The following is a 26930-nucleotide window of genomic DNA, read 5'->3' as shown; positions in this document are numbered from 1 at the left end:
TGCCATAAGGGAGGACGCATAGGGTTTTTTCTTTCTTTCTGATGGTGAGAATTTAACAGGCTCCTCAATTCACATACTATATCTACCCGGTTTTGTCAATATCTAATACTGTACCGATGCCCTAGGGCTGACTATTTTGAATTGGTTAAGGTGGCAAAAGATGCGAGCGACTTTGTTTATAAAACTTATTTGCCCGATCGCACTTACCGCATCCACGGCCCGAAAACCGTAGGCGGCAGCAATTAGCCGGCTAGTGCTTTGCACGAAATACCGAATTATTTCGATACAGTCAATGTCCACAACTACGATGCAGATATTTCTAACTACACCCGCAAACTGCGCGGCTGGATTAACGGTACTGTCCGCGCTAACTCGCAGCTTTGGGTAGGAGAATGGGGAAGTTACGAAATTAGCTACGGCGATTTATCTTTAGCTTTAAATTTAATTAAGAATTTGATTCGAGGTTCCCAACCGGGGGATAATTATATTGACGGCAGTCACATATTCTGTTTGTACGACTGGGGCAAGCCCGCAGGGGCGGAAGGTTTGCTAGGGGACGGGGGAAAACGGCGCGCGGGCTAGTATGCTTTGCGGATGGGAATTAGGGCTTTGCAGGGCGAGAAAGCTACGTTTTTTCCTATCACTAACAGTTCGGATTTAATGGCAGTTGCAACTCTTGATGCTAGCAAAAATGTTTACGGGCGGGTTGTCAACTATCGAGCAACATCTTACACTGTTAAGGCTGATATTTCGGAGCTGATAAAAACTGGTAATGGCACGGTGCGGGAGTTCAGTTCTAAAAGAATGGATGAGGTTCTTGGTAGCTTAAGGCCCAAGGGCGGCAATGCGAGTTTTGCACTGGCGGGGAACAGCGCTATTCTCATCAAGTTCGATCGCCAGAATTGAAGCTCAAATCCTCTTGGTCATAATTGCGATACGATAGAATTAGTTATGCTCAGAATTATTTATTTTCTGCCTGTTTGGCCCTGGAACCCTGGAACCTTGGAACCCTCGAACCCCCAATTGCACAGTTGCAATACCTAAATGTCATGTTGTGATTCCCCTCCTGTCGCTGGTAAATTGGTAGGGTGCAGGTATCTTGCCTCAAACAGAATGCGAGCGAGAGTTCCGTTGAGGGGCAGAAAGTAGGGTGCAGTCTAGACAATCGCAGAAATTCTTGCTCGTAAACCCGCAGCAGTTAGGCTAGGCGAGGAATTGCCCGCCCGCCTTCATCTAGCCCTCTGGCAGATAGCATTGGTTCTGAAAGTCAGAAGCCGTCAATTATCAGGATATGGCACGGAATTAATTTTAAATGCCAAGATGCTGGAAGTAGGGGTAAGTTTAATCGTACAGAAACTTTGAGCGCGCTTGGAAATCTCGCGGGTAAAGCCTCTCAATCAACCTGCTGCTCGCGATCGGGTTTTTCCAACAAATATCACTTTTATGCCCCCTGATGTTTATTCCCTCCCTCAGTCAGGTCATCAACCGCAATCCCCTCACCGTCACCCCTGAGACGCCCGTAGAAAAGGCGATCGAGCTGATGAGTAGCACAGGAGCCAGTTACGTCCTCGTGGTAGAACCGCGCGGGAATTCTCAATTCGGAAATCCCACGAACGGGACTTCCCCACAATTGCGGGAACAGTCGGGTTTCTACAACGGCATACCGCGTGTGATACACGCAGGAGGCAACGGGCTGCGTCTCAACGGCTCAAAAGCTCCCTATGCAGGCGGCCAGACAGTGCTGGGGATTTTTACAACGCGAGATGTCGTACAGCTAAATTCGATCGGCGCTGCTTTGAGCGGATTTGCGATCGAGCAAATCATGATCAGAAGCGTAACTGTAGCCCGAGAATCGGAAATTCCCGACTTTTTTGCCTTAGCTAATCTGCTGGAGAAAAATCAGATCAGCCATTTGCCCGTCGTCAGCGAGGCTGAAGAACTTGTCGGTTTAATTAGCTCTCAAAGCTTGGTGCTTTTGTTGCAGGGAATTGGGGAACCGACACCAAAAGCAATTAGCAGCGCTTCGCCACCTGCGGCTTTCGCGTTCCCTCCGCCGCTGCCAATTGTGCATCAGAAAGTAGAGCTACCTGCAAGTTTAATTAAACTTTATCAAATTCCTCAAATAGCAGGCTCACGAATAATTCACGCTCCTGCTAATTCTTCGGTTCGCTATTTAGCGCAACTGATGTTTAGACACAATGTTAGTTATGTATTAATCACTGAAACCCCCGATCAACACTCGACTGGTGGGGCTCACAATTCCAAATTTACAAATCCCAACATTCACAAACTGGTTGGGGTGGTAAGTTCGCGGGATATCGTGCAGTTGCAGGCCCTGGGAAGAGACTCTAACAAAATTAAAGCCGGAGCGATTTGCAGCAGTTCGCCACCGCTGGTGCGATCGCACTCTAGCCTCGAAGCAGCCGTCGCGCTGCTGCAAAAACACTACTGCCAGTTGCCTTTATTAGTCATTAACGAAACAAATCACCCGATCGGGATTATCAATCCTAAAACTATCCTTTTACAAGCGCTGGATTCAAAATCTCTGCATTCTGGCTTGATCGCTTTGCAGCGCCAGCTAGAATCTAGCCACGCTCAATACAAAAAACTCTCAGCAGAAATACAGCGGACAGCAGCAAATAGCCACGAGATGGCTGAAATTTCTCACCACAGTTTCGTAGAGCGGCCAAATCTCCCCCCTGCCGTCAACAATCAGGGGATTTGGGACTGGAATCTCGAAACAGATGAGTTTTTTTATTCGGCGCGGTGGCAAGAAATGCTGGGCTACCAAGAAGGGGAAATCTCGAATCGCCGATCGGAATGGTGGAGTCGCATCCACCGAGATGATATTGACTCGGTAAAGGCAGCTTTAGAAGAACACTTCGCCCAAAAGACACCGGATTTTGCAGCAGAATATCGGATGTACTGTAAAGACGGCAGCACTGTCTGGGTGCTCAACCGAGGTCAAGTTTTACGCAGCGTTACTGGCAAACCGCTGCGGGTAGTAGGAACTCATACAGATATTACTCTAAACAAGCAGTTTGAAGTCAAAAACCGGGAGCAGGATCGAGAACAATTCCATCTATTTGACTCTTTGAAAGCAACAGTAATTTTTCACATAGATGCGGCGGGGGTTTGGAAATTCCTCAACCGCGCTTGGACGGAAATTACGAATTATGCGGTTTCCGAAAGTTTGCAAACTAATTTTTTAGAGTGGGTGCATCCAGATGAGCGCGAGCAATGTGCAAATTTATTGGAGTCTTTGCTGTCCGGGAAGTCGGAATTTGAACGGCGAGAACTGCGATTTAAGTCTAAGTCTGTTTCGGAGAAAAACTCCTTGGGAATTCACAGTAATTCCGGCTTTGTTTCCGTGGAACTATTTGCCCAAGTGCGCCGGAATTCCCAAGGGGAAATAGCGGGCATTTTCGGGACTTTGCACGATGTCTACAACCGCCTCGAAGGAGTTGAGGAACTGCGGGAAAGTGAGCGGGCAATTCGATCGCTCTACGAGGTAATGGTGACCTCGGAAGGCTCTTTTGACGATCGAACGATCCGGTTGCTGGCAATGGGCTGTAGTCAGTTTGGGATGGATATCGGGCTGTTGGGCAGGGTTTTGGGCGATCGCTACGAAGTGATTTCGGCTTATGTACCGGAAGATTTTCCCTTTGGATTTGCTAAAGGAGACGGTTTTGCTTTGAGCAGAACCTTTGAGCGAGAGGTTTTGCGATCGAGCGAACCTATTTCTGTCGAATCAGCCGGCACTACTCAGTGGCGCAACCACCCCGCCTACAGTGTCCGCAAGTTGGAGGCTTTTGTGGGGACGAGGGTAATAGTGCAAGGGCGAGTTTATGGTACTTTGAGCTTTACTTCCCGCACCACTAAATCTCCTTTTAAACCGCTGAATTTTGAAATTTTAAAGTTGATGGGCAATTACATCGGCGCAGAAATTGCCCGCGAAGAGCGAGAGCGAACTTTGCAACGTCAGTACCAGCGCGTTTTACTACTCAAACAAATTACTCAAAAAGTGCGATCGACCTTAGACACTCAAGAAATTTTTCAAACTACCGCCACCCAAATCGGCCGCGTATTTGGTGTCAATCGCTGTACAATTCACACCTATCTTTCCGAACCTTATCCCCATCTTCCTTGCGTCGCGGAATACTTAGAACCCGGTCACGAATCGGCTTTAGATTTAGAACTTTCTGTCACTTATAACCCCTACACAGAAAAACTGCTCGCTGAAGATATAGCCCTGGCATCTCCCGATGTGTTTGCCGATCCTTTGCTGGAATCTTCGGGGCCGATGTGCCGCCGCATCGGATTAAAATCTATGTTGGCTGTTCGCACTTCCTATCAAGGAGAACCGAATGGAATTATTACTTTGCACCAGTGCGATGCAACTCGCCAGTGGAATCCCGACGAAATTGAACTATTAGAAGATGTTGCCGCGCAAGTCGGAATTACCTTAGCTCAAGCACAACTTTTAGAAACCGAAGTTCAGCGACAGCGGCAGTTAGCCGAGCAAAATGAAGCTTTGGATCAAGCACGACAAGCGGCGGAAGTTGCTAATAGAGCTAAGAGCGAATTTTTAGCGACTATGAGTCACGAAATCCGCACTCCGATGAATGCGGTCATCGGGATGACGGGCTTGCTGCTGGATATGGAACTAACTCCTGAACAGCGGGATTTTGTCGAGACAATTCGTACCAGCGGCGATGCTTTGCTGACTATTATTAACGATATTCTCGACTTTTCCAAGATTGAATCGGGAAAATTGGATTTGGAACGCAGCCCCTTCGAGCTGCAAAACTGTATAGAAGAATCTCTGGAATTACTGGCTCCGAGAGCCTCAGAAAAAGGTTTAGAGCTGGCTTACTTTATTGATAATTCTGTTCCGAAAAACATTTTAGGAGATGTCACAAGGCTGCGCCAAATTTTGGTAAATCTCCTGGGCAATGCAGTTAAGTTTACAGAATCTGGAGAAATTGTGGTGTGCTGTACGGCTAGGCAAATTGAACCGGTAGCTGCTAACAGTTCGCCCGATAAAATTAATATTTTAGCGCCACAACTGCTAGCAATTAACCAGGGAGAGTTGGCACGTAGCAAACAATACGAGATTCAATTTGCTGTCCAAGATACGGGAATTGGCATTCCGCCAGACCGGATGGATCGCCTGTTTAAAGCTTTTTCGCAGGTGGATGCTTCGACAACGCGACATTACGGCGGGACGGGTTTGGGACTGGCTATCAGCCAGCGTTTGAGCGATATGATGGGCGGTACAATGTGGGTCGTCAGCCAGGTAAGTCCGGGAAGTTCTAAGTCTCAACCGGGAGTTTCTGCGATCGGACAAAGTATCGCTGGAAGGTCGCCTGCAGAATTTACTTCGCCGTCGATATCGGGTTCGGGTTCGATTTTTTATTTCACGGTGACTGCTGAAGCGAATGACATCGTGGCTGAGGAAAAAAGACCCGAATTCGCCGCTGGTAAGCGCTTGTTAATTGTTGAGCATCATGCCATTAATCGGCAAGTTTTGATCCGGCAGGCAGAGTCTTGGGGAATGATACCCGTGGCTGTAACTTCGGGTGCTGAGGCTTTGGAAATCATCAAAGGAAACTCGCCGCTCGATTTAGCTATTTTGGCCATGAATCTACCAGATATGGACGGTGTGGCTTTGGCTGTGGAGATTCGGAAATTTGAGCTGAGCAATTTGTCCGGCGACGAGGGTCTAAATCCGAATGTCATCAAAGTTCAAAACCCTCGCAAAATAGCACTACCTTTGGTGCTGTTTACTTATTTGAGTAAGGCGGAAGTTTGGAAAAAACTGGAAACTACAGAAGTACATTTTTCTGCTTTTTTAACTAAGCCTTTAAAACAGTCCCAGTTTTATAATGTGTTGCTGCAAGTTTTTGGATATGTTACTGGCAGAAGCGGCAGGGGAGAAGCTTCAAATGTGGTGACTTTGACTTCGGGATTGAAGTATTTTGAAAATTCTCAAGAACAACACCGCGTGCAGCGGACGCCTGCTGTTTTGAGGCAGGTGGCGGCGAATTCTGCCGGACAGGATGGAACTAATTCTAGTCAGATTCGGATTTTGCTGGCTGAGGACAATGTGGTAAATCAAAAAGTCGCTACGCATTTACTCGACAGGATAGGATATCGGGCTGATATTGCGGCTAATGGGTTGGAGGTTTTGGAGGCCCTGAAGCGGCAATCTTACGATGTTGTGCTGATGGATGTGCAGATGCCGAATATGGATGGGTTGGAAGCGACGCGCCGCATTTGTCAGGAATGGCCGGCTAACAAGAAGCCGAGAATTATTGCGATGACTGCTAATGCGATGCAGGGCGATCGCGAAAAGTGTCTGGAAGCAGGTATGGACGATTATATTACTAAGCCGGTACGCCGGGAAGAGTTGGCGATCGCCTTGAGCAAGTGTTCACCTCTGATTCGGGATGAATTGGATGCGGTAACAGAGGAAAACAATCAAGATATTTCTGATGACATTGACAGTGATACTGCGGCATCTTCGAGCGTTCAACTGGGAGCCGATTCGCCGATTGATTTTCATATTTTGCAAAATCTCCGCGAGCTAGACGATGATGAAGACCCCGATTTTTTGGGGGAGCTGATTAAGATATATTTGGTAGACGCACCGCAACATTTAGAAACTATTAAGGAGGCTATTTTTCTGGGCGATGCTGATAGTTTGAAGCTGGCTTCTCACACGCTGAAGTCGAGCAGCGCCAATTTAGGAGCCGTGTCTTTTTCTGCTGTTTGCAAGGAGTTGGAGTATATGGGTCGCGCGGCGGTTGAGTCTGGAGGGGAACAGGTTTTTGATGTGAGTACGGCGCGCGATCGCCTGTTGGAAGCCCAAGCGGAGTGGGAAAAGGTGCGGGCGGCTTTTGAGACGGAATTGGAAACGGGGAAGTTGCGATCGCAAATAGGGTAATTTGTTATATCAATTCCGGTTGCACTCCTCCGGAATTGTTGACTGTTGACTGTTGACTGTTGACAGTTGACAGTTGACAGTTGACTGTTGACTGTTGACTGTTGACTGTTGACTGTTGACTGTTGACTGTTTGAACAATACCGATGCAAGCGGAAACGATATTATTTGTTATTTGTTGGTTTTTGGTTGTTAGTTGTCAGTTTCAATAACCAATGCCCAATGCCCAATGCCCCATGCCCCATGCCCCATGCCCCATGCCCCATGCCCCATGCCCCATGCCCCATGCCCCATGCCCCATGCCCAATGCCCATATTTAACTTTCACCTAAATATGCTTTGCGAACAGTTTCATTTGACTGCAAATCGCTAGCAGTACCAGCGACTACAACCTGACCGGTTTGGATGACATAGCCGCGGTGGGCTACACTTAAAGCCATGCGGGCGTTTTGTTCCACGAGTAAAATAGTTGTTCCTTCAGCATTAATATCGCGGACGATCGCAAAAATTTGACTGACTAACATCGGTGCCAATCCCATACTCGGCTCGTCCAATAATAACAAGCGGGGGCGCGACATCAAAGCGCGGGCGATCGCCAACATTTGCTGTTCGCCGCCGCTGAGAGTTCCCCCTTTTTGACTAATTCTTTCTCGCAAACGGGGAAATAAATTTAATGCTTTTTCCATATCTGACTTGATACCGAGAGTATCGTTGCGGAGATAAGCACCCATTTCCAGGTTTTCTTGCACCGTCATGCGCGGAAAAATTAACCGCCCTTCGGGACTTTGAGAAATCCCCAAACGGACGATCGCCTCTGTAGATAGTGCTTCTAAAGGCTTTCCCTCAAATAATACAGTGCCTTGGCGCGGGCGCAGCAGTCCTTGAATCGTGCGGAGAGTTGTAGTTTTCCCCGCCCCGTTGCTGCCGATTAATGTCACAACTTCTCCCTGCGAGACTGTTAGCGATACTCCTTTGAGAGCGTGGATATTTCCGTAGTAGGTGTGTATGTCTTTAATTTCCAACATAATTACTCTTTCTGCTTTGTGCTTTATTATATTATCCCGGCTAATTATAAAATTTTATTGCATTTATTTAAAATCAAGCTTTTTTAGAGTAAGCAGTAATTTTACTTAGATCAACGCCAGCCCTAGCTCCCATACAATGTATTTTTAGTAGCTGTGGCGACCAACTTTACATAATTTTTACTTAAACACAAGATTTCTTGACAGTAGCTTTACAAAAATCTCTAAGTATATAGCTAGTATTGATACGTAAGCGCAACCAACCACTACAACTTACCAATAACAGCACTTAAAATTTTTCAATTTTCAAATTTAAGGAGATATACCATGAAATTACATCACAGTACCGGGGCGATCGCATTTTTATTAGCAACTCCTTTAGTAACCAGCTTGAGTGTAGGTATAGCGCCCAGCCGTGCTGCCACAATAGCCGGTTCTGCCGCAGCAGTAACGATTGACAACTTCAGTCACACACCCACTGACACAGGTACATCTACTAACACTAAGGCTGAGACAATAGCTAACAACGGTGCAGTCATTAGTAAAGCGAAAGCTAAGGCATTTTTTATATCTAACTGCCACGAATTGCTGGCAGCAAATCTCTCGCAAAGTGCAGTCATAGGCAGCGGGAATAACTATTCCGGTTTAGCCCAAAGTCAAGCAGCAGTGATCGGCGACTTCTTCATTGATGCCGAAGAAACTTTTTCGTTCAATTATCAGACATTTTTAGCTCTTTTAACATCAGTTGACAACCCCCCATCCGAACGCGCCAGGGCGAATGGCAGTATATCTTTCTGGGTGATTAACACTGTTACTAACATTTTGTTAGACTCTTTTCAATTGGCCATCGGTTTAGACTCTTCTAATGGCTTTTATGCAAATGCCTTGGTTAGCAACAGCTTTAAACCCACACAAATTAACTTTAATTTTCTGGCTCTAGAAAGTGCAGCTGCTAGCCTCCTTTATACTTCTGGGGTATATTCGCGGACATTCAATAGCGCCACTAACTTAAGGTTAGTAGAAGTTAAAAACAATATCGCAAAGGCAGAAGCAGAAGCAGAAGCAGAAGCAGTTCCCGAACCGAACACAGTATTAGGTACTGCAATATTTTTAGGATTGTTTATCAGGCAGAGAAAACACAATAAACAAATGTCGGAAGTCAAATCAAAAGTTTAGGAAAACCCCAAATATTAATCCGTAGGCTGTGCGAGGCGCACATCCTCTCGTTTCCGTTGAATTGCTCGTTATAAAATGCTTTAGGCCTGGGCGGGTTGATAAATATTATCGGTTTGAATGATAGATTTTTGGTGAAACCCGCCCCTAATTTTATTTTGGTTAATTGGCAGGAAATTCTATCGCTTCTTCCGAGGATACGCACGGCCAACCTCACTTATCTGTCGGCACACAATACCTATTATCCATGTCCATCTTCTTCTTTTCCCAAATATGCCTCAATTACGCGAGGATCGGCGCGAACTTGATCGGGAGTTCCCTCAGCAATTTTAGTACCGTACTCCATAACACTCACGCGATCGCTAATTCCCATCACCACTTTCATATCATGTTCAATCAGCAAAATACTCAACTTCAACTCATCGCGAATCCGGTAAATAAAGCGAGTTAAATCAGCCGTTTCGTTCGGGTTCATCCCGGCAGTCGGTTCGTCCAAAAGCAGCACTTTCGGATCGGAAGCCAAAGCCCTGGCAATTTCCAATCTCCGCTGGTCGCCGTAGGAAAGGTTTTTTGCCAACTCCGGCGCTTTAGCAACACCTAAACCGACAAAATCAAGCATAGTGAGCGCTTTTATTTTAGCTTCCCGCTCCTCCAGATTCGCAGCAGGAGGGCGGAGGATTGCACCCAACAAACCTGTTTTTAATCGGCAGTGTCTACCTACTAAAACATTATCCAGCACAGTCATGTTGTTAAACAAGCGGATATTTTGAAAAGTTCTAGCAATGCCGAAAGTTGTCAGGCGATCCGGAGGTAAACCCGTTATATTCTTCTGTTCCAAAAGCAACTGACCGCCGCTCGGTTTGTAAATACCCGTAAGCATATTAAAAAAAGTAGTTTTGCCCGCACCGTTGGGGCCGATCAAACTGGCGATCGAGCCTTTTTCCAATGTTAAACTAACCTGGTTGACGGCAGTCAAACCGCCGAATCGCATTGTAAGTTGCTGTGCTTCTAATAATGACATTTTTGTGGTGATTCCTAATATTGTAGAGGAGTGCAAGCGGGATACTCGCGAGCTTTCACGCACGCGAGTCAATTTGGGATATTTTAGGACATATTCTCTAAAGTACAAACAAAGTAAAACTTAAAAAGATTAGATTCTAGCGAACGGTCAGGGCGATATTGTGCGTGTAAATCGGCAGTCGAAAAGTTTTCAATAACTTTGAGATGGAGTTCGTCAGCCAAAGTTGCAATCTTTTCAAACCCAGTAATCCACGGTGCATACATACTTTCGTATTTATCTATGTAATCATTGATATCTTGGTAGCCCGTCGTTCTCAAAATCACCTTTTCCGACATATAATCAAAGGACACTCGAAAATTAGGAACATTGTCGCGAATTTGTTCTAACACAAATATTACATCTTTTTTATCAACCAAAGTAGTGTTGCCTTCCCACAAAAAATATGTCGGTCGATCGAAATCAAATTCACTCTGTTTCAGCAAGGAGATTAAACCGTCTTTTACGTAATCGCCGGGAAGGTAGCGAACATTGGCAGTAACTTTGTTGGCTTTGAGACTTTCTTCTTTTAATTGAAGAGTCGCGCGATCTTCTATTTCAAAATAAATTACTTTTTCGCCATTAATTCTAGCAGCGCGAGTATCCAAACCCGAACCTAAAATAACTACTTGCTTGCAACCTCCTAAAATTTGATTAGACAAAACATCATCAAAATATTTAGTCCGCAACTTAACCATTTCTTTGGCTGCGGGAGAGTTTTGAGATATTTTGGCAGCTATTTCTTTTGTTTCCTCATTCAGCCAGATTTGGACTACATTATCAGTGTAAAGAGGAATTGCCTCTTCATTCTCTTCTGCTCTAAATTCCGCAACGATAAAAGCAGTACCAGTTACATTTTTCATGGCTAATCTTTCACCCTTACTAAGTATTTGGTTACAAATAAACATTAGATGGGGACGGGTTTTTTACACCCCTAAACTCCCTTGCATCCTAGATTCTTAGCTAAACCCGCCTACAAAATACTATGGTTTTTGCCCTTACCTACTTATTGACTTCTCGCATCTGCTAAAGACTCATTGCTCGCTTCAGCATCCGAATGCAGTTCAGCTTGGTGTATTTTATCAGGAATCAGTCCCTCCGGCCGCACGAGCATCATGACAACAAGAGTTAGGCCGAATAGAAATAAGCGCATTTGAATCGGGTCTAAACTGGTTGCCAGAAAGTCTCGCAACTGGGGAATTGCAATCCTGGGGAGTACAAAAGTATTCAGAAAACCCTTGAGGACTTGCGCTAATTGTGGCAGATAAAGTCGATCGGCAGACATGATAATGATAGCCCCCAAAATCACCCCGGTCATGTTGCCCAAACCGCCTAAAATCACCATACACAGGATGATTACCGACACCGAGAAATCGAAAACGCTGGGAAAAATTGCGCTGATATAGGCGGCGTAAAACGCGCCTGCAAAGCCCGAAAACGTCGCTCCCATCGCAAAAGCCGAAAGTTTGGTTTTGACCAGGTTAATCCCCATCGCACTAGCCGCTAATTCATCTTCGCGCATGGCATTCCACGCCCTCCCCAAGCGGGAATCTCGCAGCCGCGAAATCATGAAGTAAGCGAAGACAACTAACAGTAAAATTAGGTAGTACCAGGGAAAGTAGTTGCCGGTGCTGAAAGTGCCGACGATGGGGAGAGATGGACGCCCGATCGGGTTTATTCCCGCTTCGCCGCCGGTGAGGTTAAAAGGTCGATCGCACCCAACCAGACACAGCACCAACTCGGGTTTACCCAACACAGCCGCAACAATCTTCGAGACTGGTTCGTCGATCCGAATCGCGGTTAAATTCCTAAAGACAACCGGGATAATTTCGCCAAAACCGAGGGTAACAATCGCCAAATAATCGCCCTTGAGCCGCAGTGTCGGAATACCCAGGATTACGCCCGCGATCGCAGCTACACCGGCGGCTATCGGCAGTACCACCCAAAAGTTCCAAGCAATATTTAACTGTCCAGAAGATAGCAAAGCCGTCGTGTAAGCGCCGATCGCAAAAAACGCCGCATATCCCAAATCCAACAAACCCGCAAAACCCACAGTAATATTCAAACCCAGCGCCAACATAATAAAGATTTGAATCTGTACTACAGTAGCAATCCAGCCAGTCTGAGCCTGAATGTCGATAAACGGAAACAGAATTAGAATAAAAGCTAATGTCACCAGAGTTGCCAGTCGCTGGCGTTCCCCCTGCAAACCCTGCAAAGCACCCATTAACGTAGCTGTCAAAATTGCGATCGTCAAACTGCAAATCCCGTACAGCAGCGTCGTCGGCAAAGCAACAGCAGGTTGACCAGACAAAGGTCTAATCAAAACCCCTTCTACCACACTCGCAACTAACAGCCAAACTCCCAATCCCAAACCGGCTAAACTGCCGATCGCAGCACCCATTTTCGGGCTGTAAACCTTCTGATCCCGACAGCTCATAAAGCCCGCAGCCGTACCCATCAGCCAGCCGATCACAGTGCCGCTCCAACCGCCGAATAACAAAACAGTCAAAGAGGCGATCGCCCCTAAAATACCAGTCGATTTGATCGCATTAATTATTTTTTTTGACATAGGAAGAAGTTATTAGTCATTAGTCATTAGTCATTAGTCATTAGTCATTAGTCATTAGTCATTAGTCATTAGTCATTAGTCATTAGTTATTAGTTAGATGAAAAAATGCTAGGAATCCCAGTTATAGATGCGACTGACGCGGGTAGTGCGAACTTCTGCCTGACCTCAAGCAACTCGATCGACTGCTTATCGTGGAAACGGTCGATCGGGCTAGCTACAGTTTAGAGTCTTTTGAGTTCGATTATTGCACCAAAAGTGACGAAACTTCAAATATACTGGAACTGTTACCCCAACACACTTCAAACGGGCGATCGCTATATGGTACAAACACCTCAAAAAACTATCACCCTGGACGAGTTTTTGCAACTGGCAGAAACCACACCCGCTAGCGAATACATCAAAGGTGCGATCGTCCAAAAACCTATGCCACAAGGAAAACACAGCAAACTACAAGGCAGACTCGTAACAGTCACCAACGACATCGCAGAGAAACCGCAAATTGCCCTAGCCCTACCAGAACTTCGCTGCACGTTTGGTGGACGTTCTATTGTGCCCGATGTCGCGATTTTTGTTTGGAATCGCATTCCCCTAGACGCTGACGGCGAAATTGCCAATACATTTAATGCTCACCCAGACTGGACAATAGAAATTTTGTCCCCAGCCCAAAGCCAAACCAAAGTCACAAACAATATTTTGCACTGTTTGAATGCCGGTTGTCAGATGGGTTGGTTGCTCGATCCCGATGAAAAAAACATTTTAGCCTATCCTGCAGGGCAGCAACCGATTGCATTGCAAGAACCAACAGATATACTCCCGACGCCCAAATTTATGCCGGAAATGCAGTTGACTTTAGGCGAAGTTTTTGGCTGGCTCAAACCAGGGAATATTTAATTGGGCGTACAGTATTCCACTCAATTGAGAAGCGCTATCTTATACTTGGAAAGAAAAATTTAATCTTGCCGATCGCCCCATTAAGTATTTTTGGAGTTGCTTAATCCAATACTCCGGACAGTTTTTGGAACGAGACTACAAGCTTACGCGGCGCAAGGAGCATAAATAAAGTCCAATTAAATGCAACGAGCGGGGTGGATCTGACATTGATTTAATTATCCACAGGGGCTGCGAAGTCAACCGAGAATAAGCCATTGGGCTATATAAAAACTGTCCGGACTATTCTTAATCAGGGTATGAAAAAAATAAGTGGAAAATCCCTAAGCTTTGTGGATACAGGTTTCTATGATTTGCATATTTAGTCTTTCATACCGTAAATCAGCAACGCCGAATTTTCAAGCACAACTCGATATCAGACAATTAAAACAAGAATTAGGCAGGAGAGAACCTGCAACCTTTTGGGGGAACAGGCTGTGAAGGCTCCCCCTCTTTCCTGGTTAGCGTACTCCACTTGACCAAGATATCTTCCAAGGTGTAAAGTTAGTTAGCTAGCGCTGCCCTTGTCTAGGTTCCACTAGCTTACTGCGTAGCTTTACAGGTCAGATATTTTTTTATATCATCAGATATCAAATGAAAATTCCAATTTATAGGAACACCACTTATCTCCTGATATCAATTCTTGTAGTGGCAGCTATTTTGCGATTGATTAATATCAATCAGCCATTTATTGATAGCTTTAGTTGGCGGCAGTCAAGCACAGCCATGATGGCCGAAAATTTCTATCGCAGAAATTGGAATATCTTCTACCCTGAAGTTAGCTGGGATGGGCCTGGGCCTAGCTATAATGGACGGGAATTTCAAACAGTTACTTATATTACAGCCCTTCTCTATACTTTATTGGGACAGCATGATTGGGTGGGACGCAGCGTCGTTGTCCTGTTTAGCTTGTGGGGAATATTTGCCTTCTATCAGTTAGTTTCGCGTATTTGGGATCGGGATCGCGCTCTTATGAGTGCCGCAATTCTCGCAATTTTTCCCGGCCATATATATGTGGATCGATCTTTCCTTCCCGACCCAGCAATGGTGGCATTAGTTGTCACAAGTTTCTGGATGCTGATTGCTTACCTACAAACTGACCGCTGGTACTATTTATTACTTGCCACCCTCTTTGCAATTTGGGGCTTTTTAACCAAACTACCAGGTTTAATGATTGGTATTCCGATGCTCTATACAATATTTTTTGTCTTAGATCATCGACGATTACGGCGCCCGAAAAAACTGATAACAATTGGAATAGCAGCCATTTTAGTTCTGATGGCAGTAATTGCCTATTATTGGTGGGCTAGGCATCTTTCTATCACCTATCCGCCTTACCATTTTGCTGGCAGTAGGAACTGGCTCTGGGATGATGGGTTACAAAAATGGTTACAAAAGAAATATTTTATTCCTCAACTTTATCATCTTATTTCTCGGTGGGTTTGGACATATCCGATTATGCTTCTTGTGGCTATTGGTTTATTCGTTCCCCCTAATTATAAAGTTCCTACTCAAGAATCAGAGCAGCAGCCAAGTAATATAGCTGTACGAGTACCATGGATGTTTCATTGGTGGATACTTGCTTTTGCCATTTATTACTTCATTGGTGCTCAACAGCTAGTTACAAATTTCTCTAACTTAAATATTATCAACCCAGCGGCCGCCGCTCTAGCCGGAAATGCCCTGATAGTAATTGCTTCATTCGCCAAGCGAGTCGGAGGTTCATCTTCAGCATTAGCAGTGATAACGGCAATACTACTAATCATTTCTGGAATTAGTTATAGACAGTTAAATATATGGTGCTTTTCTCCTTGGGCAAAAGATGGCTACGAACTAGGGATAGCTTTACAGAAAATAAGTCAACCAAATGACCTTGTTGTTACTATAGCTAATAGTGGAGGTGGAGATCCCGTTGCTATCTATTATAGTCAACGACGTGGCTGGATTTTTCCTCCTGCAACTTATTGGGACAATCCTCCTTCGAGTCTTCAAGAGAGCATGAAAAAAAATAGTATTTATTGGCAATATCCAATAACAGATGATACTTTAATTGCTATCTTGGAAGATTTGATTACCCAGGGAGCAGATTGGATGGGAATTGTTAAATATGGCAATAATCAAATTGCAAAAGATAACCCAAAATTGGTTGCATACATTCAAAAAACATTGGAACTCTATCAGGAAACACCCAACTGGGTGATTTATCGAATTCCTCCCAAAATTAAAACAACCAAGCGCTAGAACCATGAGACTTTGGGGTCTTATTTGTCGGGAGTAGATTGTTGAGATGGCATGAGTGAGTGGGTCAATCCAAAATCTAAAATCTAAAATCTAAAATCGAATGACTTGCATTCCATGCCAACTCCCTCCGCAACGCTCGGCCCAACATTGGCCGTATAATCGAATCTAAAAACTACTATGGCGACGTATGGATAGCCCGTATTGAGTTAACCTACCCACCTATTTTTCAATTCCCATTGTCTTGATTTTTTGACCTTGAATCACAGCACAACTTTAAGCAATGGCTATCAATAATATCAAATTGCTGATCGGTTGACAACCCCGTCAGGGCGCGGCCGTTAAAAAATGGTGTAATTTGTGGTAAGTTACTCCGACGGCGTTTTCCACCATCTGCGAGAGGTTTTTTCGCTCCCGATATCCCAATAATCCGCCTAAATAGTTCCTAAACTCCCGTTTTTGGGCTTGATGATCAAAGATACAGCATATTCCATGTAGATGTAGATCGCGATCAACCGGGTTTCGAGCAACAGAATCAGTAATGATGCGAGAACTCTAAAGAAACCCCGTGAGAGCGCGGTGTACTTCATAAACCGGGAATACGCTGTATCGTCAAATCTTTGACACCATTTATCAAAGCAGGGGGGCATCGCGGCGGGAGTCGTCTCTTTCATTGCTCATTCTTTAACGTTATATGCTTGCTCTTCAAGCATTAGAACTGATTTAGCTCGTATTTTTTGTTTAAGCCCCGATAAGTATCTCTTGCCATTATTTCACCCGTGCAACTTCAAACCTTCTCCTGAACATTCTCGCCTAACAAGCCCCCTGGCCGAAAAGCCAAAATTACCACCAACACCCCAAACACCCAAGCATTAGTCCAGCGGCTCGACAAATACTGATCGCTCAAAGACGACAGCAACCCAATCAAAACCCCTCCTAACATCGCCCCGACAATATTGCCAATCCCCCCCAAAACCGCCGCCGTAAAAGCCCTCAAACCCGCCGTAAACCCCATCGTAAAAACAATAGTATTGTTGTACAGACCAACCAGAATCCCCGCCGAACCCGCCAAAGCTCCCCCAATCAAAAAAGTCAGAGCAATAATCTGATCCACATTAATTCCCATAATTTTAGCAGCATCGCGGCTTTGAGCAGTTGCCCGCATCGCCTTTCCCAGACGAGTGTACTGCACAAACACGTGAAGCAAAACCATCAATACCACCGCCACCACCAACACAATTAAATCTTTTGTAGTAAATACAATACTCGTTTGAATTCCCAAAGCTTTGAAAATATCAACTCGCGGTAACAAATCGGGAAAGCTTTTCGGCGCAGCAGAATTAGAACCCATTACGGGAATAAAAGCTTTCAATCCTCCCCAAAACAGCCCCATATTTTGAAAAATAAAAGAAACTCCAATTGCCGAAATTAAAGGAGCCAAACGGGGAGCATTTCGCAAAGGTCGATAAGCATACTTTTCCACAACAATATTCAGCCCAGCACAAAACACCGAACATACAATTAAAGCAACTAACATCACCGGTATAGCAATACCTAAAGGTGCGCCATCTTGCATCCCAAAAGCCCCGAACACAGTTAGGGAAGCAAAAGCCCCCAACATATATAAATCGCCGTGAGCAAAATTGATTAACTCAATAATGCCATAAACCATAGTGTAACCCAAAGCAATAATTGCAATTAGCGCGCCGTTGACAAGACCGACTAATAATTGTTGGATAAAAACTTCAGGATTGCTGGCTATTTCTCCAACTATTTTTGGCAAATCAAATCCTGCGATCGGGCCTAATAGCAAAACTATATAAACTACACCTAGATATAAGAGAATACTTTTCCAGTTTTTCATAATTATTCGTAATTGGGGAATGGGAAATTGGGCATTAGGAACATTCATTCTACTCGTTTCTAGGCCGATATTAGAAACGCGGATTCGGAGGCTCTACCTCCAATTTTTCGGATCGGAAAGCCCAGCAGACCAAGAGTGACATTGGTTCCTAGGCTCTGCTTAGGAACCAGTTAAAATCACTACTGACAACAGCCAACAGTCAACTGACAACAGTCAACAGTCAACTGACAACTGACTAATTATTCCGTCTTGAGCGCATTCACGAACTCCCACTTGCCACCTTTAACAACATTTCCTGACATTGTAGTCAAGCTCGTGTCGCCGTTGGTGTCAAAACTCCAAGTGCCGAGTACCCCGTTAAAGTCTTTAGTTGCCAAGACAGCTTCGCGGATAGCAGCGCGGTCATTTTTGCAAACTTTATTAATTGCGCCGATCGCCACTTTAGCAGCTTCATAGGCGTAAGCTGCATAAGCTTCCGGTTCAGCATTATATTTTGCCTTGTAACTTGTGTACCACTTCGCGCCCGCACCAGTCAATTCTTGAGGAGGCAAGCCACCAAAAGTAGCGTAAACTCCTTCGGCATCTTTGCCTGCCGCGTCAATTAAAGCTTGCTCTTTAATGCCGTCGGGCCCCATGAACTTAACTGCATCAGGCGTCATTCCGACATTTCTCATGTCTTTAATTATTTGTCCGGCGTTGCTCTGAGTAGTGCCTCCAAAGTAAATCATGTCGGGATTTAAAGCTTTGATCTTATTCATTAACGCCTTGTAGTCGCTAGCTTTAATATCAATTCCCTCTCTTCCGAGGACTTGAATTCCCAACTTTTTAGCAGTGGCTTCAAAAACATCAGCGATGCCTTTGCCGTAGAGTTCTTGGTCGTCGAGAATGTAGACTTTTTGTACGCCTAAAGATTTCGCCCAGTTGCCAGCTACAGCCCCTTGAAGGTCGTCAGCCGGGACAACGCGGGTGAAATTGCGAGTCCCAGCGGGATAATAAACGTTGGGTTCTTTGGGTTCGCCTTTTCCTGGTTTAGTCAGTCCCGGATAAGTGTTAGCCGGACTGATCATGACGATGTTAGCTTGGTTGAGCACGGGAATGGAAAGTTTGGCGGCACCGGAGTTATAGTGACCGATGACGGCAACTACCGAACCGTCAGCCACGGCTTTGTTGGAGTTCGAGGTTACTTGGGCCGGGTCCCATTTGCCGGCGGCGGCGGTGGCGTCATCGTAAACTTCGTATTGGATTTTGATTTTGCCGTCGCAAGCTTTGGAGTTGGTTTCGGCGAGGGCTTGTTGGATGCCGTTGACCATTGTTTGAGCTTGACCCAAGGCACTGCCTGTCATCGGCAGCATGGAGACAATTTTGACAGTATTTGGGTCTCCGGGGCTGCTGACTGCGACGGGAGTGGCTGCGGGACTGGTTCCGGGGCTGCCTCCGGGAGTTGTGGCGGTGGGTGCTTGAGGATTTTGACAGCTAGCGCACAGAGAGGCTATTCCGGCGGCAAAAAGTAATTTCCGCAACCTGGAGGCGCCCAGATTCTGTGTTGGGTTGGTTTTTGTGGATGTGGGACTTTTGCCCGCTGATTTTTGTGAAAAGTTCATAGGTTGGTTGGTTTGTTGCTGGCGTTTTTGCATATTTTTCACTCTAGTCAGTATGTAGTCAAGAGTTAGCACAAGTTTAAAAAATTTGTGTCAACTATCAAAAACAGACCTAGAAAGGCAACATCAGGACTTAGGCCGATCGATCCTGTATCAGCGGCGGCGGGGGCTGCCTGTACAATGCGTGAGTTCACGATTCCCTCGCGGTTAACTAGATCCGCGATCGCAGATTTCAGTATATGTGTTGACATTGTGTATACAAAAAATCATAATATAAATATGCTAGGGCTACTAGCTCAAATTACTACTGTGTCTAGCCAGAGGTAACTGTTATGCACCCGCCAGCATCTGAAGAATCAGTCAGCCAGACCCGCGATGTGACAATCAACATTCGAGCTAAGCCGAATCAACGCGCTCTCATCGATCGCGCGGCCCAATTACAGGGAAAGAGCCGATCGGAGTTCATGCTTGAATCAGCTTACCAAAAAGCTCAAGATGTTCTTCTAGACCGCTGTTTTTTTGGGTTAGATGAACTTAAATTCAAGCAATTTTTGGCGTTGCTCGATGCACCGCCGACGCCAAATCTGAAGCTAAACGCATTACTAAAAACAAAATCTCCGTGGGATTAGATCGAGATTTAGACCAACTCTGCCCGCCTGAAAAACTGAACTCGTTACATCAAATTGAGAGCTTTGATTCAGGCAACAGTCAGTTAGATGAATGGCTCAAGCGCCGCGCTCTAAAAAATGAGTCAGAGGGAGCTTCACGGACTTATGTTTTGTGCGATCGCCAAGCAGTCATTGCGTACTATTGTCTTGCAAATGGAGCAATAGCACAAACGGCTGCAACGAGTAAAGTCGGACGCAATATGCCCGATCCGATTCCTGTTATGGTGATTGGACGGCTTGCCTGCGATCGCAACTGGCAAGGCCTCGGCATCGGACGCGCTTTGCTGCGGGATGCAATTCTTCGCACTTTGCAAGCTGCTGAGATTGCAGGGATACGGGCAATTCTCGTACAGGCTATTTCGGAAGATGCGAAGCAGTTTTATCAGAAGTGCGGGTTTACTGTTTCGCCGATCGATCCGATGACACTCATGGTGAAAGTTAGCGATGCCATTGCTTCACTTTAGCTCAGACATTATTTGCTCTCGTTGGAGGTTGACTCGCGGATGATTGAGTTGCAATCAGATTTAGAATATGTAGTGACCGATCGATTAAAAGTCTCTCTGGATGCGATCGCGCAATTTTGCCAGCGCTGGAACATTGTCGAGTTTGCCCTGTTTGGCTCAGTGCTGCGGGATGATTTTCGCCCTGATAGCGATGTGGATGTATTAGTTACTTACGAGCCATCCCACCGCCTCACGCTGTCTCATTTATTGGGTATGCAGGAAGAGATAGAGCATTTATTTCAGCGATCTGTAGATTTGGTGGAAAAAAAGCTGTTAAAAAATCCCTATCGGCGATCGAACATTTTGAAAACCTATCGAGTGATTTATGCAAGCGGGCGATCGGGATAGAGCTTCACTTTGGGACATGGCGCAAGCAATCCGTCGGATTCAGGAGTTTACTGCTGATGCCTCTTGCGACACTTACCTTGAAAGTGTTTTTATGCAAAGTGCCGTAGAGCGGCAGTTGGGGATTTTGGGCGAAGCAGCTCGCAGAGTTTCGAGCGAGTTTCAGCAGTTCCATCCCGAAATTGATTGGCGAAATGCGATTAACTTACGAAATATTTTGGTTCATCGCTATGACCAAGTGAGTTCGGAAGTTATTTGGAATATCGTTACAAGTATTTTGCCTGGTTTGCTGGTGCAAATAGAGGCATTACTGCCACCGTTACCCGATGATATTTGATATCATGCCCGGTCAAATTCCTCCGCTTAGCGCTTGAGGGCGATCGATCCGGTTTGTAGTGAGGACTTTAGTCCGCCGGATCGAAGGACTAAAGTCCTCACTACAAAATAATCTTAATCGATATCATTCAATCGGACATCAACTACGGTAGCTGACCTAATTTTTTAGTAAGAATCGCTACAGCCACTTCGTAATCGTTTCCGAGGAGGTAAGCGAAATGATAATAGCTGGCAAGATAGAAATCGCAACCAAACTTCTGGTAGCGATCGCAGATCGCCAGAAATCCATAACGGGCATCGCTGGGCTTTGTGAACCAATCACGATGGTAAGAGTCCTGAAGAAACAGGGTGAGTGTCTGTTGGTCAGCACTCGGAATCAATCGAATGGGATGGATGCTGGCATGGTGCGATCGCGGCACTGGCAGCAGCAGGTTATACTCTTGGACTGTGAGAAAATCTGCCAGACTATCTTCGGATATCTCAAAGTAGGATTCCTGCGGTAACTTGAGAAAATGATGCCACGCCATCCAAAATTCGTGTTTGCTGTCAAATCCTGGATCGATATCTAATCGCCACTGTTGATCCTGACATAAATCATCGAGAACATCTTGGGGCAAATCCGTGAGTTTCATGAATCGTTTCCCTGCAATCCTTTTAACCGCCTAATTCGACTATTCTAATAGATATCTAGAGAAGCCAGAGATATTTCAAAAGAGCGATCGCCCGCAAATAAAAGGTGCGCGCTCGCACTCGACTTATTCCTAATTCTCTAGCTCCTTTAACGGTTCAAACACCAACAGTGAATCGATCGCCCGCAGAGCCTCCAACATTCGCAACTCGTGCGCTCCTCCCACAGTAATATGCCGCTTTCCTTTCTGCTGAAGAACCTCAACAAACCACTGGTGCATAGTCATTCGTAAATGTTCGCTTTCTCGCGTTCCATCCTGAACAAACCCGAAATCCGGCTGAGTCAAAATATACAAATCGTAGCGGCGGCTGTCTGCTATTTGCTCGACCATCGGGTGTTCTGAACCAAGGTAACGTTTGTGCCAAATACAAGTAGCTAAAGAATCTGTATCGCAGATAACGACTTTGTTAGCGCGAGTAGCAATATCGTCTTCTATAGCAGCTTGTTTCTTGGCAATTTCTACAAATTCATAGCTGTCCCAAATTTCAGGATCGGGCGAATATTGCCTGCCTTCCCAGTAACACCTGCCGTATTCGGGAACCCAAGCAGTTTGGTAGTGCTGTGCGAGCGATCGTGCCAGGGTAGTCGTGCCACTCGATTCTACACCCAGCACGCAGACTCGTTTGGCAAAGTAAGCCTTGGCTGGGGGAGTCAGCATTTGCCAGTGTTCGGCTAGGTGCGATCGCAATTGCGTGCCAGAAATCGGGAATTTGAGCCGTTCGCGATCGACTGCACAGTATTGAGATCCCATCAGTTTTGCCCAAGGTTCGCCGTAATCTTCGGAAGTAAAAGCGATATCGGGTTTTCGCCCGGAAAGCACCTCAAGAGTCCTCTGAGCCCAAGGTTCGGGGGCTTCCGGCAAATCGTCGAGCACTTCGATAACTTCTGCATCGGGATGCAAAAACCGAATCCAGTCGGCTCTAACGCTTCCTGCAACTGCTTGATTTGTTTTGTAACAAGCCAGAACGATTAAACGGTCAACCTTTTTTTTAGCTTCTCGAATTAAGTAGTCGTGTCCTTTGTGGAAGGGGTAAAATTTGCCTACAGTAACACCGAGTATCATAAAGATTGCTGCTGTTTTAACTTTTGTTCCGAGTAAATCCGCTGAAAATTTTGCAGTCCGTAAATTGCCATCAACCAAAATATCGCGTACAAAATACTCGTCAGATATAGCCCGCGTGAGGCATACAAGGGAACGTAAATCGTGTCTGCAATAATCCACAAATACCAGCTTTCGAGATAGCGTTCCATCAGGTACAACTGGGCGCTCGCGCTTAAGATGGTGGTCAGGGCGTCCCAAAATGGTGCCGCACCGCCCAAATATACTAATACTGTTCGCAAGCCAAACACGCCAACTGTAACTAAGACTGCGGTGAGGATGATCCACCGTTGGTTTATGCGACATACAGGTTTTTCTGTGCTGTTTTCGCCCCCCCGCAGCCAAATATAAATTGCTTGCAAGCTCGTGATTAAATAGAAGAATTGAATCGCAACTTCGCCGTAAAGTTTAACTTGATAAAACACCGCAGCGTAGGCGATAACTCCGATTAAGCCGATCCACCAGCCTAGGGGATTGTTTTTAGCAAGCAGCCAAACGCTCCAAGCAGAAGCGATCGCGGCGATCGCTTCGATTAAGTCGAGTTGGATAGGGACAAACCACTGCACTGAAAGCACGAGCACGAAGATGCTTGCTGCGAAGCCGATTAAGTTTGGCAGGTTCGCTTTTTTCATGGCAATCCCTATTTTGGCTGGCTATATTGACTGCGAAATCAAATCCGAATCGCTTTTTTCTTTTGAGCGATCGACTGAAAAATCTTCATAGTACGATCGCTCAGTATTCACATCCCACAAATCGTGCTTTTCGCCGAGAATATTTCTCACAGCCAGCATCCCCGTCAGCATGGAATGGTCTTGGTTGTTGTATCGGTGCATACCGTTTCGCCCGATCGTCTGCAAATTCTCAAATCCCTTCAAAAAACCTTCAAGTACCTGCAAGTGTCCTCGATATTCCCCATCATAAACGGGATAAGCTTTAAGTTGCCGTATGACAACTCCATCTTGCACCTCAGCAGTTGTTGCTAACCCCAAACCCACCAACTCGCGAGTTGCTAATTCGATAAGTTCCGCGTCCGACATTTCCCAAATCTCGTCGCCTACGCTACAGAAATATTCCATTCCTAAACAACTTTTGCTGGCATCGGGAACTAAAGCGGCGCTCCAATTCTTAAAGTTTTGAATTCGTCCAACTTTGACTTCGGGGGAGTGAATGTAAATCCAGTTGTCAGGAAACAAATCCTTGCGATCGACAATCAGCGCTACAATCAAAAAATCTCGATATTTGAGCGATCGCGCGGCGTGCAATACCTCTTCGGGGGGCTGCGGTTTCATTCTTGCTACCAGCGCCGATATCGGCATACTCGTAATGAAATTATCAGCAGAATATTGAACTAATTCTCCGTTTTGCTCCGCAGTAATACTTTTAATCTTATTACCTTCACGCTCAAAGCTAATCACTTTAGTATCGAGATAAACTTTGCCGTCTTTATTCTCCACAGCTTCCGCGAACTTTTCCCACATCATCCCCGGCCCCAAAGCCGGATAATCAAACTCTTTGATTAATGTTTTAGTGTCGTTGCTGCCAAACAAAGCATTAATAATTGCTGTCGTCAGCGACAATCCTTTAATCCGCTGTGCCGCCCAATCTGCTTGAATTTCCGAACAAGGAATGCCCCAAACTTTTTCAGTGTAAGTCTTAAAAAATGTTTTATACAAGCGTTCGCCAAAACGATTGATCACCCATTGTTCAAAAGTTTTTTCTTCCGTAAGTGGCCAAATTCTCACTTTCAGATAACTCAAAATAATCAGCGTACTCTCAATTATTCCCAAGTTAAAGAGAGTATTGAAGGCACTGATCGGATAGTTAAAAAATTTCCCTCGGTAAAAAATACGCGACAATCGCGGCACTTTAATAAACTCATTTCCCAGCACCTCTTGCCACAACTGCTGCACGGCTTCAACTTTAGTATAAAAGCGGTGGCCGCCAATGTCGAAACGATAGCCTTTGTAGGTTTCTGTGCGAGCTATTCCCCCAACTTTATCACCTTTTTCTAGTACGACAGGGATAATGCCTTGCTTGACTAGCTCGTAGGCAGCAGTCAAGCCCGCAGGGCCTGCACCGACGATCGCAACAGGATAATGTTTCACTCAGCCTACCTCCAGCTTTTTGATCCAAACTATACAGTTATTTATAACTTGCCACAATAATAGATGCACCCGTGAATACCCTGAGAAACGATCGAGCGACATGAGGTTTAAGCACAATTTGCCTTGATTTATTGAGCGGATACCGGCAAGCTAACTTTGCCAGTCACAGGCTTTTTTTGGTATAAGTAGCGACCCGTACCGATCGCGAATGCCAGTCCGCTGTAAAAGTAGAAAAGCCAGTGCCACGGAATAGTTTTCAGGGCAAATAGGATACCGTGTTTACGGTAAAAAAATCGGTAAAGTGGTGCATTAATTGCTACCAGCGGTATTGCGAGCAAACCAGCCATTAGCAGAAAGCTCAGCGACCAGCAAGTCCCCAAAATTGCCAGCAGCACTGCATAAGTTAAAATCACGCTGATGCGGTTTGAAACTTGCAAGTTGAGGTCGTTATTCAATTGGCGATCGCGCCAAATCAGTTCTGTCCAAGGCAGTGCTCGGTAGAAAAAGTCAGCTTTCACCATCCCCATAGGTTTCCACCGCTTTAAATGCTTCACCTGCAATGTTTTGCACAGCCGAATGTTATAACCTGCTTGTTTCAAACGGTAGCCGAACTCAATATCTTCGATCGAAGCTTGGCGGTAACTCTCATTAAAGCCGCCCATCTGCAAAAAAATTTCCCGGCGAATCACTCCGCAAGCGCCCCAAAAAGTCGAAGCTTCTTCGTTACCTGTTTGGTGCACGTAGTGGTGCAGCAAGTTCCTGTACTGCGATAGAAAATCAGGATCTCCGGGAGCATCGTCGTAAGAGCCAATGAAAGCAGCTAAGTAGGGATTATTTTTGAACACCGATATCGCATAGCCCACAGCTTCTGGACAAACAGCGACATCAGCATCCACAAAAAACAGAATATCTCCCTTTGCAGCTTGGGCACCCAAATTCCTTGCCCGCGCTGGCCCTCCGCATTCGGGAATCCTGATGACTTTGGCGCCGAATTCCTTGGCTAGACGCCAGGAACCGTCGCTTTCGCCATCTGCTACTACAATAATCTCGATCGGCCTCGGCACAGCTTGAGCCAGTTTTGACAAACAGGTGCGGAAGTAAGCGCCCCCGTTGTGGACTGGGATAATAACGGATACAGTGGGGTCGGCGGTAGAAATCATTACCTAAATTGTTTAAATTGCAGGGGCTAAAATTTGCTGGAATTTTATTGATGCTACTTTACGACGGGTAAAATCAGCTCTACTTTTTTATTTATAACTCGATTTCTGTGTGTCTTCAACTCGATTTTTTTCTGGTATTCTCGATTTGATTTGCCCCGTTCTTACCTGTATTTTACGCCATATCTTGCTGAGACTGACCTGATGTAGACAACAGCTTTACAAAATCTTTAAATATATGATTGTTTGTGTAAACTTCGGAAAAAGCCCCCGCAGCATTTTGGGGCGGCTGTGTTGCAATGCACCAGACTTTGATTTTAAAACTAAGTACACCGTATAAAATCAAACATTGTTTATACGGATACCCGCGAACTGTCAAGACTGGCGCGGTACAATTTCTTTTACAGACCTCATCAGTTAGTGACTCCTGCACCAAGTCTCGATCGCGACTGCGGACTCAACGCACATTTTATAACGTTTGGCAATATATTTTAAATATACGTCTTAAAATTTCCGACGCTGTACGATCGAGCTTTAGTAATTTGCTAACATACCCGGTAGTAATAAATATGTAGTGATTAGATATTTATTGGCTCAAAACATAGTTGTAATGATGGATAAAATACCAAATAG

General features: G+C 45.5%; 23 protein-coding genes and 1 pseudogene. 10 read left to right on the top strand and 14 right to left on the bottom strand.

All coding sequences use genetic code 11. The annotated features are described in order from the left end of the window. Window positions 1-258: 258 nt before the first annotated feature. From QUA16_RS25325 to QUA16_RS25315, 3 genes are all read left to right on the top strand, one after another. Entirely contained in the window at window positions 259-582 is a 324-nt protein-coding gene (locus tag QUA16_RS25325) for a hypothetical protein (RefSeq protein WP_333106804.1), read from the top strand. 12 nt (window positions 583-594) lie between these two features. Continuing rightward, window positions 595-906: a hypothetical protein gene (locus QUA16_RS25320; protein WP_333106806.1), complete on the top strand. Its 312-nt coding sequence runs from the start codon at window positions 595-597 to the stop codon at window positions 904-906. A 547-nt stretch (window positions 907-1453) separates the two neighbouring features. Further along, window positions 1454-6949, top strand: a complete 5496-nt coding sequence (locus tag QUA16_RS25315) for a response regulator (RefSeq protein WP_333106808.1) — start codon at window positions 1454-1456, stop codon at window positions 6947-6949. 9 nt (window positions 6950-6958) lie between these two features. On the opposite strand, the gene QUA16_RS25310 is transcribed toward QUA16_RS25315, so the two are convergent. From QUA16_RS25310 to QUA16_RS25300, 3 genes are read right to left on the bottom strand one after another with little or no spacing between them, the layout of a single operon-like run. Continuing rightward, entirely contained in the window at window positions 6959-7087 is a 129-nt protein-coding gene (locus tag QUA16_RS25310) for a hypothetical protein (protein ID WP_333106810.1), read from the bottom strand. A gap of 51 nt (window positions 7088-7138) precedes the next feature. After that, window positions 7139-7273, bottom strand: a complete 135-nt coding sequence (locus QUA16_RS25305; protein ID WP_333106812.1) for a hypothetical protein — start codon at window positions 7271-7273, stop codon at window positions 7139-7141. Then, the gene (locus QUA16_RS25300) at window positions 7263-7970 is read right to left on the bottom strand and encodes an ABC transporter ATP-binding protein (RefSeq protein WP_006631855.1); all 708 of its coding nucleotides are present in this window, start codon (window positions 7968-7970) and stop codon (window positions 7263-7265) included. Before QUA16_RS25300 ends, QUA16_RS25305 begins: the two co-directional genes overlap by 11 nt. A gap of 324 nt (window positions 7971-8294) precedes the next feature. Here QUA16_RS25300 and QUA16_RS25295 point away from each other — a divergent pair, with 324 nt between their 5' ends. After that, window positions 8295-9143, top strand: a complete 849-nt coding sequence (locus QUA16_RS25295) for a PEP-CTERM sorting domain-containing protein (RefSeq protein ID WP_333106814.1) — start codon at window positions 8295-8297, stop codon at window positions 9141-9143. Between the two features lie 238 nt (window positions 9144-9381). Here QUA16_RS25295 and QUA16_RS25290 read toward each other — a convergent pair whose 3' ends face one another. The 3 genes from QUA16_RS25290 to QUA16_RS25280 form a co-directional block, all read right to left on the bottom strand. Then, a complete protein-coding gene (locus tag QUA16_RS25290) occupies window positions 9382-10161 on the bottom strand; it encodes an ABC transporter ATP-binding protein (protein ID WP_333106815.1) in 780 nt (259 codons plus the stop codon). 83 nt (window positions 10162-10244) lie between these two features. Next, entirely contained in the window at window positions 10245-11060 is an 816-nt protein-coding gene (locus QUA16_RS25285; protein WP_333106816.1) for a class I SAM-dependent methyltransferase, read from the bottom strand. Window positions 11061-11203: 143 nt separating this feature from the next. Further along, window positions 11204-12769, bottom strand: a complete 1566-nt coding sequence (locus QUA16_RS25280) for an ABC transporter permease subunit (protein WP_333106817.1) — start codon at window positions 12767-12769, stop codon at window positions 11204-11206. Window positions 12770-13087: 318 nt separating this feature from the next. On the opposite strand from QUA16_RS25280, the gene QUA16_RS25275 reads away from it, so the two are divergent. Both QUA16_RS25275 and QUA16_RS25270 read left to right on the top strand, forming a co-directional pair. Then, the gene (locus QUA16_RS25275; protein ID WP_333106818.1) at window positions 13088-13660 is read left to right on the top strand and encodes a Uma2 family endonuclease; all 573 of its coding nucleotides are present in this window, start codon (window positions 13088-13090) and stop codon (window positions 13658-13660) included. A 630-nt stretch (window positions 13661-14290) separates the two neighbouring features. Next, window positions 14291-15937 (top strand): glycosyltransferase family 39 protein, encoded by a 1647-nt coding sequence (locus QUA16_RS25270; protein WP_333106820.1) that lies wholly within the window; start codon window positions 14291-14293, stop codon window positions 15935-15937. Between the two features lie 327 nt (window positions 15938-16264). Here QUA16_RS25270 and QUA16_RS25265 read toward each other — a convergent pair. The 3 genes and pseudogenes from QUA16_RS25265 to QUA16_RS25255 all read right to left on the bottom strand — a co-directional run. Next, a pseudogene (locus tag QUA16_RS25265) lies at window positions 16265-16411 on the bottom strand (IS701 family transposase); the annotation flags it as partial. Between the two features lie 310 nt (window positions 16412-16721). Then, window positions 16722-17846 carry a branched-chain amino acid ABC transporter permease gene (locus tag QUA16_RS25260; RefSeq protein ID WP_333106822.1) on the bottom strand — a complete coding sequence of 375 codons (1125 nt, stop codon included), beginning with the start codon at window positions 17844-17846 and terminating at the stop codon, window positions 16722-16724. A 191-nt stretch (window positions 17847-18037) separates the two neighbouring features. After that, on the bottom strand, window positions 18038-19399 hold the full coding sequence (locus tag QUA16_RS25255) for a branched-chain amino acid ABC transporter substrate-binding protein (protein WP_333181425.1): 1362 nt from the start codon (window positions 19397-19399) through the stop codon (window positions 18038-18040). A gap of 329 nt (window positions 19400-19728) precedes the next feature. Between QUA16_RS25255 and QUA16_RS25250 the strand changes: the two genes are divergently transcribed. From QUA16_RS25250 to QUA16_RS25235, 4 genes are read left to right on the top strand one after another with little or no spacing between them, the layout of a single operon-like run. Then, a complete protein-coding gene (locus tag QUA16_RS25250) occupies window positions 19729-20025 on the top strand; it encodes a DUF1778 domain-containing protein (protein WP_333106824.1) in 297 nt (98 codons plus the stop codon). Beyond that, window positions 20016-20528: a GNAT family N-acetyltransferase gene (locus QUA16_RS25245; RefSeq protein ID WP_333106825.1), complete on the top strand. Its 513-nt coding sequence runs from the start codon at window positions 20016-20018 to the stop codon at window positions 20526-20528. Before QUA16_RS25250 ends, QUA16_RS25245 begins: the two co-directional genes overlap by 10 nt. 39 nt (window positions 20529-20567) lie before the next feature. After that, window positions 20568-20915: a nucleotidyltransferase family protein gene (locus QUA16_RS25240; RefSeq protein ID WP_333106826.1), complete on the top strand. Its 348-nt coding sequence runs from the start codon at window positions 20568-20570 to the stop codon at window positions 20913-20915. After that, window positions 20893-21249, top strand: coding sequence for a HepT-like ribonuclease domain-containing protein (locus QUA16_RS25235; RefSeq protein WP_333106827.1), 357 nt, complete (start codon window positions 20893-20895; stop codon window positions 21247-21249). The genes QUA16_RS25240 and QUA16_RS25235 overlap by 23 nt, the downstream gene beginning before the upstream one ends. Window positions 21250-21391: 142 nt before the next feature. On the opposite strand, the gene QUA16_RS25230 is transcribed toward QUA16_RS25235, so the two are convergent. The 5 genes from QUA16_RS25230 to QUA16_RS25210 form a co-directional block, all read right to left on the bottom strand. After that, a complete protein-coding gene (locus QUA16_RS25230) occupies window positions 21392-21880 on the bottom strand; it encodes a hypothetical protein (RefSeq protein WP_333106828.1) in 489 nt (162 codons plus the stop codon). Window positions 21881-22009: 129 nt separating this feature from the next. Next, entirely contained in the window at window positions 22010-22999 is a 990-nt protein-coding gene (locus QUA16_RS25225; RefSeq protein ID WP_333106830.1) for an AAA family ATPase, read from the bottom strand. Continuing rightward, complete coding sequence (gene pnuC, locus QUA16_RS25220) at window positions 22996-23667, bottom strand: nicotinamide riboside transporter PnuC (protein WP_333106831.1); 672 nt, start codon at window positions 23665-23667, stop codon at window positions 22996-22998. The genes QUA16_RS25225 and pnuC overlap by 4 nt, the downstream gene beginning before the upstream one ends. A gap of 21 nt (window positions 23668-23688) precedes the next feature. Then, complete coding sequence (locus tag QUA16_RS25215; RefSeq protein ID WP_333106833.1) at window positions 23689-25140, bottom strand: NAD(P)/FAD-dependent oxidoreductase; 1452 nt, start codon at window positions 25138-25140, stop codon at window positions 23689-23691. Window positions 25141-25268: 128 nt separating this feature from the next. Beyond that, the gene (locus QUA16_RS25210; RefSeq protein WP_333106834.1) at window positions 25269-26300 is read right to left on the bottom strand and encodes a glycosyltransferase family 2 protein; all 1032 of its coding nucleotides are present in this window, start codon (window positions 26298-26300) and stop codon (window positions 25269-25271) included. Between the last annotated feature and the right edge of the window lie 630 nt (window positions 26301-26930).

This window comes from Microcoleus sp. S13_C3 (assembly GCF_036700905.1).
In the GTDB taxonomy this organism is placed as follows: Bacteria; Cyanobacteriota; Cyanobacteriia; order Cyanobacteriales; family Microcoleaceae; genus Microcoleus.
Note: the sequence above shows the minus strand (reverse complement) of the source record. Positions and strands in the feature narration are given on the sequence as shown.